Raw genomic sequence first — 12,295 nt, 5'->3', positions numbered from 1 at the left:
GACTTATGACGAACATTGCGGTCCTGATCAAGCAGGTCCCAGACACCTGGTCGGAGCGCAAGCTCACCGACGGTGACTTCACGCTCGACCGGGAAGCCGCCGACGCGGTACTCGACGAGATCAACGAGCGTGCCGTTGAGGAAGCGCTGCTCATCAAGGAGCGCGAGGGTGGCGACTCGGTCGTGACCGTCGTGTCGGCAGGCCCGGAGAAGGCCACCGAGGCCATCCGTAAGGCGCTGTCCATGGGTGCCGACAAGGCAGTCCACCTGCTCGACCCGGGCCTGCACGGGTCCGATGCCATCCAGACCGGCTGGGCCCTGGCCCGTGCGCTGGGTCAGGTCGAGGGTGTCGAGCTGGTTATCGCCGGTAACGAGGCCACCGACGGCCGCTCCGGTGCCATTCCCGCGATCATCGCCGAGTACCTCGGTCTGCCGCAGCTCACGCACCTGCGCAAGCTGACCGTCGAGGGCGGCGTCGTCAAGGGCGAGCGCGAGACCGACGAGGGTGTGTTCGAGGTCGAGGCCACTCTGCCGGCCATCGTCAGCGTCACCGAGAAGATCAACGAGCCCCGCTTCCCCTCCTTCAAGGGCATCATGGCCGCCAAGAAGAAGGAAGTTGCCGTGTTGACCCTGGCCGAGATCGGCGTGGAGGCCGACGAGGTGGGTGTCGCGAACGCCGGTTCGACCGTGCTGTCCTCGACTCCCAAGGCCGCCAAGACCGCGGGCGAGAAGATCACCGACGAGGGCGAAGGCGGCACCAAGGTCGCCGAGTTCCTGGTTGCGCAAAAGATCATCTAAGACTCCCTAAATACAGAAACGAGAAAGCAAAGTTATGGCTGAAGTACTTGTGCTCGTTGAGCATTCAGAGGGTGCGCTCAAGAAGGTAAGCGCCGAACTCATCACCGCCGCCCGCGTTCTGGGCGAGCCCTCGGCCGTGGTGGCCGGTCCGGCAGGTACCGCCGCGCCGCTGATCGACGGTCTCAAGGAGGCCGGCGCCGCCAAGATCTACGTCGCCGAGTCCGACGTCGTCGACAATTACCTGGTGACCCCCAAGGTCGACCTGCTGGCCAGCCTGGCCGAGACCGCCAGCCCCGCCGGCATCCTGATCGCCGCGACCACCGAGGGCAAGGAGGTGGCCGGACGCCTGGCCGCACGCCTGGGCTCGGGCCTGCTGACCGATGTCATCGAGGTGCGTGAGGGCGGCAAGGCCCTGCACTCGATCTTCGGTGGCGCGTTCTCCGTCGAGGCTCAGGCCAACGGCGACGCCCCGGTCATCACCGTGCGTCCGGGTGCCGTCGAGGCCGCGCCGGCCGCCGGTGCGGGCGAGCAGGTTGCCGTTGAGGTGCCCGCGCCTGCCGAGAACGCCACCAAGGTGACCTCGCGTCAGCCGGTGGTCGGTGGAGACCGTCCGGAGCTCACCGAGGCCAGCATCGTCGTGTCCGGCGGTCGTGGTGTCGGTAGCGCCGAGAAGTTCAGCGTCGTCGAGGAGCTCGCCGATTCTCTGGGTGCCGCTGTCGGTGCCTCGCGTGCCGCGGTGGACTCCGGGTACTACCCGGGTCAGTTCCAGGTGGGTCAGACCGGTAAGACCGTGTCGCCGCAGCTGTACGTCGCGCTGGGTATCTCCGGCGCCATCCAGCACCGCGCCGGCATGCAGACCTCGAAGACCATCGTCGCGGTGAACAAGGACGAAGAAGCACCGATCTTCGAGATCGCCGACTTCGGTGTGGTGGGTGACCTGTTCAACGTCGCACCGCAGCTCACTGAGGCCGTGAAGGCTCGCAAGGGCTAAATAACCCCATGGAGCCCTGGAGCCGCCACGCCGGCGACATCCAACCTCAGGGGGCGGCTGACGGTATGCCACTGGACTACCCAGAGCCTCGACCACCGAGTCGAGCGCCCTGGGTAGTCCTTTCGGCGTTTCTGGGCACGGTTGTGCTGGGGTTGGTGATTGGCGTCGTCTCCGTCGGGTCTCAGCGCAACATCGTGGGTTTCGCCGTCATGGCCCCGGGGGAGTCCCCGGTGACACGGACGCCGGTGCCTCCCGCACCGACCTCCGGGGTGATCCCGCCTCCCAACGGGTCCACGGGGCCACTCGGCGGCGCGACGTACGGGCCGGGCGAGAAACTCCAGCCCATCTCGATGCCCTCGTACATAGCGTTCGACTTCAACCTGCCCAAGGGGTGGGGGTGTCTGCACACCGAGAACAAACCGCTGGACAAGCGCATCACGTGCATGGACGAGGCCAACGTTGGTGGAGCGGCCGGCTGGATCGGTTCCAGTCGGTGCGCCGACGGATGCGGTAAGTCGATCCAGGACAAGGTGCGCGCGAAGCTACCGGTCGATGCTCAAGCCTGGAAGCCGATCGACGATGTCACGTCCTACGCCCGGATGACAGGAGCCCTCGGAAACGGCATGCGCGTGGTCCGGATCGCGATGACATGCGCCTTTGCCTCGACCTCCGGCGGATCCCGCGACACATTGGCGGTGGCCATGCTCACCGGTCCACCCGAGACCGAAGACACCCTGCAGAAGATCGCGAACGAACTACGTTCGCGAGTTCCGGCCTAGTGCTCGCCGCGCCCTCAGCGCTGGGGCCGAGACAGCAGATTAAATGGCGGAACGTTTCCCAATCCGGCGCCGAGCTGCGACTGTTGTATGCGAGACGAGAAAGGTAATCGCACAATGAAAATCACAGTTGTTGGTGCCACCGGTCAAATCGGTTCGCGGGTGGTTTCTTTGCTCATCGCCGACGGTCATGAAGTGGTGGCGGCGTCGCTATCCGCTGGCGCGAATGTGTTGACGGGCGACGGTTTGGTGGACGCGCTCACTGGATCGAATGTGGTTGTCGACGTTGTCAATTCTCCGTCTTTCGAGGACGGGCCGGTGATGGATTTCTTCACTGCCGCGGCGCGCAATCTCGTTGATGCGGCGAACCAGACCGGTGTCGGTCATTACGTCACACTCTCCATTGTCGGTGCGGATGGTCTGCCGGACAGTGGGTACATGAGGGCGAAAGTGGCGCAGGAAAACATCATCATCGAATCCGGACTGCCGTACACGATCGTGCGGGCCACTCAGTTCCAGGAGTTCGCAGAGTCCATCACCGAGACACTGGTCGTCGGAGACGAGGTTCGCGTGCCTGACGCCCGTATTCAGCTGATCGCCGCAGACGATGTGTCCGCACAGGTGGCCCAGGCCGCGGAGGCCGAGCCGCGCAACGGCATCATCAATATCGGTGGACCGGAGAAGATTTCGTTCGCCGAGATGGCGCAGGCAGTGCTTGACGCGCGTGGTGACGACAAACCGGTGGTGGTCGACCCGAGTGCTACCTATTTCGGGACGCCTGTGGATGACTTCAGTCTGGTCACCGGCGATGACGGGGTGCTGGCGCGGACGAGATTCGCCGACTGGATCGCCCGCCGGTAATCGCGCTGCGCCGCCGCACCGACTCCGCGCCGCGGTTCGTTGTCACCATGAAGCGCAAACCCGGCGAGTGATGTTGGTGCTGGTCGATGGGGAAGGAACCGCTCACGTGCGGCGGGGAGCGAGTATCGGCGTAGCGTCCGTTAGCTCCCCGTTTGCCTTAGGTATTCACTGGCGCAAGCACGCATTTGGAGTACTGAACGCCGCAATTAACGGATCGTGCATGGACACGACACGCTTCCGATGCCGTTCCGCCGCATAACTCGGCGAATCTCGCAGTCATGAGTACCGCTTCAGTTCTCATCGCCGCAGATCAATCCATCTCAGACGTAGCGGAGGGTGCCGGAGGTGCCCTACCGGGTCCTCGGTACACCCTGCTGCTGTCGAACGATCCCGCCGATATTGATGCCGTACAACGGCTTCGATACGACGTGTTCAGCAGCGAGCCCGGATTCCAGCTCGCGAGCACCCCGGCAGCGTTCGAGGGACGCGACGCCGACCGTTTCGACGAGCACTGCGATCACCTGCTGGTGCGTGAGGACACCTCGGGTGACGTGGTGGGCTGCTACCGGATGCTGCCCCCGCCCGGCGCCATTGCCGCCGGAGGGCTTTACAGCGCAACGGAATTCGATATCAGTGGGCTCGATGCGTTGCGTCCCCAGCTGGTGGAGATGGGACGCGCCGTGGTTCGGGGCGATCACCGCAACGGCGCGGTTGTGCTGCTGATGTGGGCCGGAATTCTGGCCTACCTGGACCGTTGCGACTACACCTACGTCACCGGATGCATCTCGGTTCCCATGCAGGACAACCCCGAACACGCACCCGGCAGCCAGGTGCGTGCCGTGCGCGACTTCGTGATGAAGCGGCACGCCGCCGCGCCGGAACACACGGTGCGCCCCTACAACCCGGTCGTTGTCGACGGGATGGGGCTCGACGACATCAAGCCGCCCGCCAAAGTGCAGGTTCCCGCGCTGATGCGTGGATATCTGCGGCTCGGCGCGAAGGTCCTCGGAGAACCCGCCCACGATCCCGACTTCGGTGTGGCCGACTTCATGGCATTGCTCAACAAGGACGAAGCCGATGTTCGTTATCTCAAACGGCTGAGGTCCGTTGGTGCGGCGTCGGAAATCGGCGCGGCGGCCGGCCAGGAGTAACGATGGCACCCGAATTCGCTCACGCCTGGCTGCCGAAGGCAACCTGTGACGACAGCTGCATGCGGGCCAACACCATCGACGAACCAGGGCGGCTCACGCGGACCCTGCGAACCACGACGCGCATTGCGATGGCGATCACGTTGCTCACCTTTGCGCCGTTGCTGGGAATACCACTGCCCGGGCGGGTGCGCTGGCAGCGCGGATACTGCCGGTTGATGCTGCGCTGCCTGGGCGTCCGCATTTCCGTATCCGGCGGTCCGATCCGCGATATCCGGGGTTCCCTGGTGGTCGCGGGCCATGTGTCCTGGGTCGATGTCTTCGCCATCGGCGCCGTGCTCCCGGGCTCGTTCGTGGCCCGGGCAGATCTGATCGATTGGCCCGGTTTGGGCGTCATCGCCCGGATGATGCGGGTCATCCCGATCGAGCGAGGAAACCTGCGCACCCTGCCGCGGGTGGTTGACACCGTCGCGACCCGTCTTCAGGCCGGTCAGACCGTGGTGGCGTTCCCCGAGGGCACCACCTGGTGCGGTCGCGCGTACGGATCGTTCCGCCCCGCGATGTTCCAGGCCGCCATCGACGCGCGGCGGCCGGTGCAGCCGTTGCGGCTGACGTATCACTACCCCGGCGGCGAGCTGTCGACCGTTCCGGCTTATGTGGGCGAAGACACCCTGATGGCCTCCATTCGCCGCCTCACGGCCACACGGATGACAGTGGCGCATATCCAGGTGGCGGGGCTGCAATTGCCCGGTGAGAGCCGTCGTGATCTGGCCAGTCGCTGCGAGGCGGCCGTTCGCGCCGGTGACCGAACCCCGCAGCTCCACAGCCACCCGGAGCACCCGGAACCGATCGCAGCCTGACGCGATTGGACGAGCCCACCTGGGTGGGACCTATCCTGGATGCGTTATGTCTGCTGCTCGAACCCCAGCTGAAGGTGCGGTCTACCTGGACCATGCCGCAACCACCCCGATGCGCCCCGCCGCCATCGAGGCGATGGCGGCCACCATGGCCCAGACCGGGAACGCCGCCTCGCTGCACGGGTCCGGGCGTGATGCCCGGCGCCGGGTCGAGGAATCGCGGGAGTCGATCGCCGCGGCCCTGGGCGCCCGACCGTCCGAGGTGATCTTCACCGCCGGCGGTACCGAAAGCGACAATCTCGCCATCAAGGGCATCTACTGGGCACGTCGCGATGCCGATGCGCGACGTACTCGCGTCATCGCCGGCGCCGTCGAGCATCATGCGGTCCTCGACGCGGTGCAGTGGCTCGCCGATCACGAGGGAGCTGACGTGACGTGGCTGCCGGTGGATGATGCCGGCACCGTCACGGCCGCGGCACTGCGCGCGGCCCTCGCCGACCACGACGACGTCGCACTCATCACGGTGATGTGGGCCAACAACGAGGTCGGCACCATCAACCCCATTTGCGAGTTGGCTTCCATCGCTGCCGAGTTCGATATTCCGATGCATAGCGATGCCATCGGTGCGGTCGGCCAGCTCGATATCGATTTCGCCCTCAGCGGACTGTCGGCGATGAGTGTGGCCGCACACAAGTTCGGCGGCCCGATGGGGGTCGGTGCACTGCTCCTGCGGCGTGAAACCGCTTGTGTTCCATTGCTTCACGGTGGTGGCCACGAACGTGACATCCGTTCGGGCACGCCCGACACGGCGGCGATCGTGGCGATGTCGACCGCGCTTGTCGAGGCCGTCTCCGAACGGTGTGAGGGTTCCGCGACACTGAAAAAGCTTCGGGACGAGCTGATCGATCAGGTGCTGACCCAGATCGAGGGTTCCGTGCTCAACGGTGCTGTCGGAAACGGCAGATTGCCCGGGAACGCGCATTTCACCTTTGCCGGATGCGAGGGCGATTCGCTGCTGATGTTGCTGGACGCCAACGGCATCGAGTGTTCCACCGGCTCGGCGTGCACGGCGGGGGTCGCGCGGCCCTCGCATGTGCTCATCGAGATGGGTATCGACCCCCAAGCCGCGCGTGGATCGCTGCGATTCAGCTTCGGCCACACCTCCGTGGCCTCGGATGTGGCCCGTGCTGTCGAGGCGCTGCAGGTCGCTGTTCCGCGCGCCCGGGCCGCTGCCCTGGCCAGCGCCGGAGGCCGGTCATGAGGGTGCTGGCCGCCATGAGCGGGGGAGTGGACTCCTCGGTTGCGGCTGCGCGCATGGTGGATGCCGGACACGATGTCGTCGGTGTGCACCTGGCGCTGTCGGCGGCACCCGGCACACTGCGCACCGGATCGCGGGGATGCTGCTCGAAAGAGGATGCCGCCGATGCCCGCCGCGTTGCCGACATGCTCGGAATCCCCTTCTATGTATGGGATTTCGCCGATCGATTCAAAGAAGACGTCATCGACGACTTCGTCGAGGCCTACGCCGAGGGGCGCACCCCCAATCCGTGTGTGAAGTGCAACGAGAAGATCAAGTTCGCGGCGCTGGCCGACCGCGCCATCGCGCTGGGCTTCGATGCCGTGGCCACCGGTCACTACGCGCGGTTGCAGGACGGCAGGCTGCGCCGTGCGGTCGACGCGGACAAGGACCAGTCCTATGTGCTCGGAGTGCTCACACCGCAGCAGCTGGGCCGCGCGCTGTTCCCCGTGGGCGATAGTCCCAAGCCCGATATCCGCGCCGAGGCCGAGCAGCGCGGACTGCTGGTCGCGAACAAGCCCGACAGCCATGACATCTGCTTCATTCCTTCCGGAGACACCCAGGCTTTCCTCGGTGCGCGCATCGGCGTGCGTCGCGGGAATGTGGTGGACGCCGACGGCAGCGTGTTGGCCACCCATGCGGGGGTACACGAGTTCACCATCGGTCAGCGCAAGGGGCTCGGGTTGGTAGGCCCTGCCGCCGACGGCCGTCCCCGATACGTCACATCGATCGATGCCGACACTGCCACCGTTCGAGTGGGAACCGTTGAGGATCTAGAGATTTGGGAATTCGGAGGAGAGCCGGTGGTGTGGACCTCGGGGCAGGTACCGGCCGGGCCCATCGAGTGCCAGGTTCAGGTTCGGGCGCACGGTTCGGTGGTCGACGCGGTTGTCGAACCGGGAGCCGAGCGGATTCAGGTCCGGCTGCGTACCGCCCTGCGCGGTGTGGCGCCCGGGCAGACGGTAGTGCTGTACCGGCCAGACGCCGAGGGTGACGAGGTTCTCGGCAGCGCCGTCATCACCCGGTGATTCACAGTGCGGGCACTAGTCGGGCCTGCACGCGCTCAAGTGTCTCGTTCAGGTGCTGGAGCGAGAGTGCATTGTTTTGCCCGAGATGGATTTGAATCTGATATTCAGGCTGGCGATCTCGCCCGAATATCGGCAGCACGACGAATTCCGTTGTCGAAAGCTCACTTTCAAGGGTCGCGGTTACCGACTGTAGGCTGACGATGGTCATGAGGGTGGTGAGCTGTCGAGCGAGCCGAGACGTTGAGTCGACGGACTCGAGCATCGCTGTCAACCGTTCATGCAGCCCGGGATGATTGTTGTCGAAGCGCCACGCGCCGTAGCCGCGCTCTCGGATGTCGGCGAGTACGTGCACGTGCTGGTCGATGTCCGCGCGTGTCAGCCGCGGTTCGACCTCGCGCAGCCACTGGTCGACGGCCGGTTGGTCGCGCCATGCCATGGCCACCAATCCGAATGGAGGGTCGATGGGAAAGCGCTGCCCGAGGTCGAGTTCGGCATCGCTGGGGTGCCCCACCGCATCGATCACTGAGATGTTCCGTGAACCGATCTTCGACAACGAACATGCCGCGCCGAGCATCTCGTGGAGGAACAGCAATGCGTCGCGGCCCTTGTCTAGCAGCGGGTGCTGCCGCCGTAGGCCGTGAACCACCGGGAGTAGTCCACTCCCTAGGGCGTAACGCCGGTCCTCGCGTCTATGCACCCACCCGCGCTGTTCCAGATCATGCAGTAGCAAAGAGCACGTCGACGTCGTGATCGCACAGGCGCGCGCCAGTTCGGTCAGCGTACTAGCCGATGGTGAATCAGCCAGTGCGGTAATGACATCCACGACTCGTTGCGTGGGTGGCGATTTGACCGTTGACATCGTTTGGTCTCCTCCCTACGATCCCTCCGATTATTTCGAACCTACTCTAAATATTAGGAGGATCGTGATCAAGGTAGGCGTATGGGGGCCGGGATCGATGGGTGTCGTCGCGCTCCGGGCGGTGATTGACCATCGCGACCTGGATCTGGTTGGTGTGGTGGTGCACAGCAATGCGAAGGTCGGCCGGGATGCGGGGGAGCTGTGCGGGGCCGAGGCTGTCGGTGTCGTCGCCACAGCTGACCCGGATTCGCTGGTGAAGAGCGATGCGGATGTGGTGATCTATGCGGCGGCCGCCAATGTGCGCCCGCTGGAGGCCATCGCCGATATGGTCTCGCTTCTGCGTGCGGGCAAGAATGTGGTCTCATGCTCGGTGGTGCCTTTGGTCTATCCCGACGCTGTAGATGACGCACTGACCCAGCCTCTGGCTGACGCTGCGCTGGAGGGTGGATCGTCGTTCTTCACGACAGGAATCGACACAGGGTTCGCGAATGATGTTCTGCCCCTGTCGCTGTCTGGAATTTCGCGATCTATCAGCTCGGTTCGTGTGACCGAGATGTTCAACTACGCCACCTATCCCGATGAGGGCGCGGTCTACGAGATTCTCGGATTTGGAAAACCTCCCGAGTTTGAGGCCTTCGCGGCGGCGCCGGGCATCTTTACGTTCGGGTGGGGCCCGACGGTGCACCAGATTGCTCATGGACTCGGCTGCGAGATCGACAGAATCGAAGAAAGCGTGGAACGGCTCGTGGCCGAAGAATCGTTCGAAACGCCAACCGGCCGTGTAGAAGCGGGAACCGTGGGCGCGATGAGGTCGATCCTCACCGGCCATGTCGAGGGTGGCCGAACTATCGTCGTCGACCATGTCACCCGAATGCATGATGACTTGGCGCCGCATTGGCCGCAGCCACGGATATCCATGGCGCCAAGGGATCTCGGTTTCGGTGGTGCCAGTGGCCGCGGCGTCTATCGTGTCGAGATCAAGGGGTCGCCAGACATTCTCTGCGAGCTCGAGCTGGCCGAAGACCACGACCATGACCTCGGTGCGCGTATTGCCGGTGCCGCGCGCATGGTCAATGCGATTCCGGCCGTCTATGCCGCGAAGCCAGGGTTGTTGTCGGCCTTAGACCTTCCGATCATTACCGGTGTCGGGCTGATGGGTGTCGACCCCGGGCTTTCTCCGGACAGCCGTTGCGTGGGAGGTGAAACGAAATGACAACCAATGACGAGATCGTTCGTGAGTTCTGTGGCCTATGGGCATCGATGGACGTAGAGCAGATGATTACGTTCTTCACCGATGACGCTGTCTACCACAATATTCCGATGGAGCCGGCGGTCGGTAGGGAAGCAATCGCGACCCTCCTGAATGGATGGGCCGCGGTGCTCGATGGCATAGATTTTCAGATCCATCAGCAGGTCTCTGCGGGGAAGGTGGTGATGAACGAACGTACCGACACGATGCGTGTCAACGGTGCGGCGGTGCCGCTACCGGTGATGGGAATCTTCGAGCTCGTCGACGGAAAGATCCGGGTATGGCGTGACTATTTCGATATGGGTGAGATGACGAAGGCGTTCCAGGCGGCGTCCGCCTGACGTCTCAGGAAGCCGACGGAATTCCCGCTGAACGCATGGCGATCGCGATGCGTTCGGCGACATACTGCCGTCCCGGTGCGGTCGGGTGCATCGGAATTCCCTCATCGCCTACGCCGGTACCCGTCATCGACACGTAGCGCTGGAAATCGGATGCGCACACGCTGTGGTCGCTACTGGTCGCCGGGATGACAGGGGTGAACCCCGCCTTCGAGGATTCGGAGACGATCGTGTCGTTGAGCTGACGTTGCAGACCATTAAGGAAGGTGATGGTCTCTTGCGTGTTGATCAGGCCGACCAGACATCCCTTGGCGTCCGGCGGAAGGATGGGCAGGTAGCCCACCGTGAACACGCGCGCGTTCGGGGCCGCCTGACGGATGGCGGCGTACGCGCCCGTGAGTTTCGGACCCACCGAGGCGACGTTGGCGCTGAATTGCGCCTTCTTCTCCGGCGGGCAGCTCAGCGCGAACAGGCAGTCGGTGGCGATCTGCTCGAATCCGGCGTCGTTGCCGCCGATGGAGACGATCGCGACCTTGGTGGCCGGGGACAGTCCCGTGTTCTGCGGGCCGCGTGTGGAGGGTGTGTAGACGTCGGTGGAGAGCGCGCCGACACAGGAGTAGTCGGCGAATGTCATCTGCGGGAATGACGTGGCGACCAGATGCGCGACATTGTCGGTCGCCTGGTTGCAGGCGGTGCCGACCGGGCCGGTGATACCGGCGGCGTTAGAACCCGCCGCCATGAACGAATCTCCGATCGCGACCAACTGGGCGCCTGCCACCGGTTCGGCCGACGCGATCGCAGCGCCGGTGACAGTCGCCGCGAACATCGTGGCGATGCCGAACACCGTCGAGAGCGTCTTGACCGCGCGCATGTATCCCTCTCATCCCCGTCGGCCGGCAGACGGCCCCGTCCAATCGTACTGAACGGGATATCGCCGTTTGCCCATGTCGACGTTACCGAGGGTTACACCTTGGCGGCCATCCGCTCGGCGCGCCTTGCCTGACGCTCCAGGTACTTGGTCTTGACCTCTTCGAAATCGCTGGCGGTCTTCTTGAGGCCGGTGATGATGCGGTGCAGGTCTTCGCGGTACCACTCGCCCTCGCCGTTGATGTCGTCACGCTCGAAGATGCGCCACTTGCGCAGCACCGGCTGGACGACCTCGGCAAGGTGTGATTGCGGGTCGTACACGCCGCCGGTGGCGATGGTGACCGCGTTACGGCGGAAGCCGGGGATCGTGTAGCCGGGCATCGTGAAGTTGTCGAGAACCTTGTGAATCGATTTCACCGCCTGGTTGGGTGCGATCTCGAGACCGGCCTCGACCATGTTGCGGTAGAAGATCATGTGCAGGTTCTCGTCATTGGAGATGTGTTTGAGGAGTTCCTGCGCGATGGGTTCGGCACAGGCGACGCCGGTGTTGCGGTGTGAAACACGGGTGGCCAGCTCTTGAAATGACACATAGGCCACCGAGTCGAACAGGCTGTCGGCGAACATGTGGTCGCCGCCCTGGCGGTTCTGTCCGGGGGAGAACCCGCGGGTCATCTGCTCGACACGCAGCTTCTCCAGTTCCACCGGATCGACGGACCGCGTGACGACGAGATAGTCACGAATCGCGATGCTGTGACGCTGTTCTTCTGCCGTCCACCGGTTCACCCAGGTGCCCCATGGTCCGTCCATGGTGAAGTTCATGGCGATCTCGCGGTGATATGCGGGCAGGTTGTCCTCGGTGAGCAGGTTGGTGACCATGGCAACCTTGGCGAGCTCGGAGAGTTTGCATTGCTCGGGATCCCAGTCCTGCCCGCCCAGTGCCTTGTAGTTCTTGCCCTCGGACCACGGGATGTAGTCGTGCGGGTTCCACTCTTTGAACACGCCGAGGTGGCGATGAGTGTTCTCCTCCACCACGGGTTCGAGCTCGTGGAGGAGCTCGAGGTCGGTGTATTCCTTCTGCGGCACGGTGCGGTCCTCGGATTCGGTCGAGTTATCTGTGTCTGAAAGTGACACTTATATTCGACCGGATGGCCGCGCACCGTCCTAGTGACGAAGGTCCTCTACCTGGGGTTGGAAAGTCCCTCCTCCCACTGGTTCCCGAACCGGACG

At 64.2% G+C, this 12,295-nt stretch carries 13 protein-coding genes; 10 read left to right on the top strand and 3 right to left on the bottom strand.

What is annotated here, in order from left to right; all coding sequences use genetic code 11:
• Window positions 1-5: 5 nt before the first annotated feature.
• The 8 genes from BB28_RS16610 (at window position 6) to mnmA (ending at window position 7,755) form a co-directional block, all read left to right on the top strand.
• Window positions 6-797, top strand: a complete 792-nt coding sequence (locus BB28_RS16610) for an electron transfer flavoprotein subunit beta/FixA family protein (protein ID WP_005056735.1) — start codon at window positions 6-8, stop codon at window positions 795-797.
• A gap of 34 nt (window positions 798-831) precedes the next feature.
• Window positions 832-1,788 carry an electron transfer flavoprotein subunit alpha/FixB family protein gene (locus BB28_RS16605; protein ID WP_030094158.1) on the top strand — a complete coding sequence of 319 codons (957 nt, stop codon included), beginning with the start codon at window positions 832-834 and terminating at the stop codon, window positions 1,786-1,788.
• An 8-nt stretch (window positions 1,789-1,796) separates the two neighbouring features.
• Window positions 1,797-2,567 carry a hypothetical protein gene (locus BB28_RS25105; RefSeq protein WP_126315418.1) on the top strand — a complete coding sequence of 257 codons (771 nt, stop codon included), beginning with the start codon at window positions 1,797-1,799 and terminating at the stop codon, window positions 2,565-2,567.
• Between the two features lie 114 nt (window positions 2,568-2,681).
• Window positions 2,682-3,425: an SDR family oxidoreductase gene (locus tag BB28_RS16590; protein ID WP_046254289.1), complete on the top strand. Its 744-nt coding sequence runs from the start codon at window positions 2,682-2,684 to the stop codon at window positions 3,423-3,425.
• A gap of 278 nt (window positions 3,426-3,703) precedes the next feature.
• A complete protein-coding gene (locus BB28_RS16585) occupies window positions 3,704-4,576 on the top strand; it encodes a GNAT family N-acetyltransferase (protein WP_046254288.1) in 873 nt (290 codons plus the stop codon).
• 2 nt (window positions 4,577-4,578) lie between these two features.
• Entirely contained in the window at window positions 4,579-5,433 is an 855-nt protein-coding gene (locus BB28_RS16580) for a lysophospholipid acyltransferase family protein (RefSeq protein ID WP_046254287.1), read from the top strand.
• 46 nt (window positions 5,434-5,479) lie between these two features.
• Window positions 5,480-6,691, top strand: a complete 1,212-nt coding sequence (locus BB28_RS16575; RefSeq protein WP_046254286.1) for a cysteine desulfurase family protein — start codon at window positions 5,480-5,482, stop codon at window positions 6,689-6,691.
• Entirely contained in the window at window positions 6,688-7,755 is a 1,068-nt protein-coding gene (mnmA, locus tag BB28_RS16570; RefSeq protein ID WP_046254285.1) for a tRNA 2-thiouridine(34) synthase MnmA, read from the top strand. Before BB28_RS16575 ends, mnmA begins: the two co-directional genes overlap by 4 nt.
• A gap of 1 nt (window position 7,756) precedes the next feature.
• Here mnmA and BB28_RS16565 read toward each other — a convergent pair whose 3' ends face one another.
• Window positions 7,757-8,614: a helix-turn-helix domain-containing protein gene (locus BB28_RS16565; protein WP_046254284.1), complete on the bottom strand. Its 858-nt coding sequence runs from the start codon at window positions 8,612-8,614 to the stop codon at window positions 7,757-7,759.
• Between the two features lie 64 nt (window positions 8,615-8,678).
• Between BB28_RS16565 and BB28_RS16560 the strand changes: the two genes are divergently transcribed.
• Both BB28_RS16560 and BB28_RS16555 read left to right on the top strand, forming a co-directional pair.
• Window positions 8,679-9,827, top strand: coding sequence for an NAD(P)H-dependent amine dehydrogenase family protein (locus BB28_RS16560; RefSeq protein ID WP_075874273.1), 1,149 nt, complete (start codon window positions 8,679-8,681; stop codon window positions 9,825-9,827).
• Window positions 9,824-10,204 (top strand): limonene-1,2-epoxide hydrolase family protein, encoded by a 381-nt coding sequence (locus BB28_RS16555; RefSeq protein WP_046254283.1) that lies wholly within the window; start codon window positions 9,824-9,826, stop codon window positions 10,202-10,204. The genes BB28_RS16560 and BB28_RS16555 overlap by 4 nt, the downstream gene beginning before the upstream one ends.
• Before the next feature lie 4 nt (window positions 10,205-10,208).
• Here BB28_RS16555 and BB28_RS16550 read toward each other — a convergent pair whose 3' ends face one another.
• Window positions 10,209-11,072 (bottom strand): SGNH/GDSL hydrolase family protein, encoded by an 864-nt coding sequence (locus BB28_RS16550; RefSeq protein WP_046254282.1) that lies wholly within the window; start codon window positions 11,070-11,072, stop codon window positions 10,209-10,211.
• A 92-nt stretch (window positions 11,073-11,164) separates the two neighbouring features.
• Window positions 11,165-12,151, bottom strand: a complete 987-nt coding sequence (locus tag BB28_RS16545; protein ID WP_046255913.1) for an acyl-ACP desaturase — start codon at window positions 12,149-12,151, stop codon at window positions 11,165-11,167.
• Window positions 12,152-12,295: the final 144 nt, after the last annotated feature.

The sequence above is a fragment of the Mycobacteroides chelonae CCUG 47445 genome (genome assembly GCF_001632805.1).
Classification (GTDB): domain Bacteria; phylum Actinomycetota; class Actinomycetes; order Mycobacteriales; family Mycobacteriaceae; genus Mycobacterium; species Mycobacterium chelonae.
This window is presented reverse-complemented; position numbering and strand designations above follow the sequence as displayed.

Excerpts from the sequence above, each read along its gene's own strand:
- BB28_RS16610 (WP_005056735.1), top strand. The coding sequence starts at position 6 with ATGACGAACATTGCGGTCCTGATCAAGCAGGTCCCAGACACCTGGTCG.
- BB28_RS16605 (WP_030094158.1), top strand. The coding sequence starts at position 832 with ATGGCTGAAGTACTTGTGCTCGTTGAGCATTCAGAGGGTGCGCTCAAG.
- BB28_RS25105 (WP_126315418.1), top strand. The coding sequence starts at position 1,797 with ATGGAGCCCTGGAGCCGCCACGCCGGCGACATCCAACCTCAGGGGGCG.
- BB28_RS16590 (WP_046254289.1), top strand. The coding sequence starts at position 2,682 with ATGAAAATCACAGTTGTTGGTGCCACCGGTCAAATCGGTTCGCGGGTG.
- BB28_RS16585 (WP_046254288.1), top strand. The coding sequence starts at position 3,704 with ATGAGTACCGCTTCAGTTCTCATCGCCGCAGATCAATCCATCTCAGAC.
- BB28_RS16580 (WP_046254287.1), top strand. The coding sequence starts at position 4,579 with ATGGCACCCGAATTCGCTCACGCCTGGCTGCCGAAGGCAACCTGTGAC.
- BB28_RS16575 (WP_046254286.1), top strand. The coding sequence starts at position 5,480 with ATGTCTGCTGCTCGAACCCCAGCTGAAGGTGCGGTCTACCTGGACCAT.
- mnmA (WP_046254285.1), top strand. The coding sequence starts at position 6,688 with ATGAGGGTGCTGGCCGCCATGAGCGGGGGAGTGGACTCCTCGGTTGCG.
- BB28_RS16565 (WP_046254284.1), bottom strand. The coding sequence starts at position 8,614 with ATGTCAACGGTCAAATCGCCACCCACGCAACGAGTCGTGGATGTCATT.
- BB28_RS16555 (WP_046254283.1), top strand. The coding sequence starts at position 9,824 with ATGACAACCAATGACGAGATCGTTCGTGAGTTCTGTGGCCTATGGGCA.
- BB28_RS16550 (WP_046254282.1), bottom strand. The coding sequence starts at position 11,072 with ATGCGCGCGGTCAAGACGCTCTCGACGGTGTTCGGCATCGCCACGATG.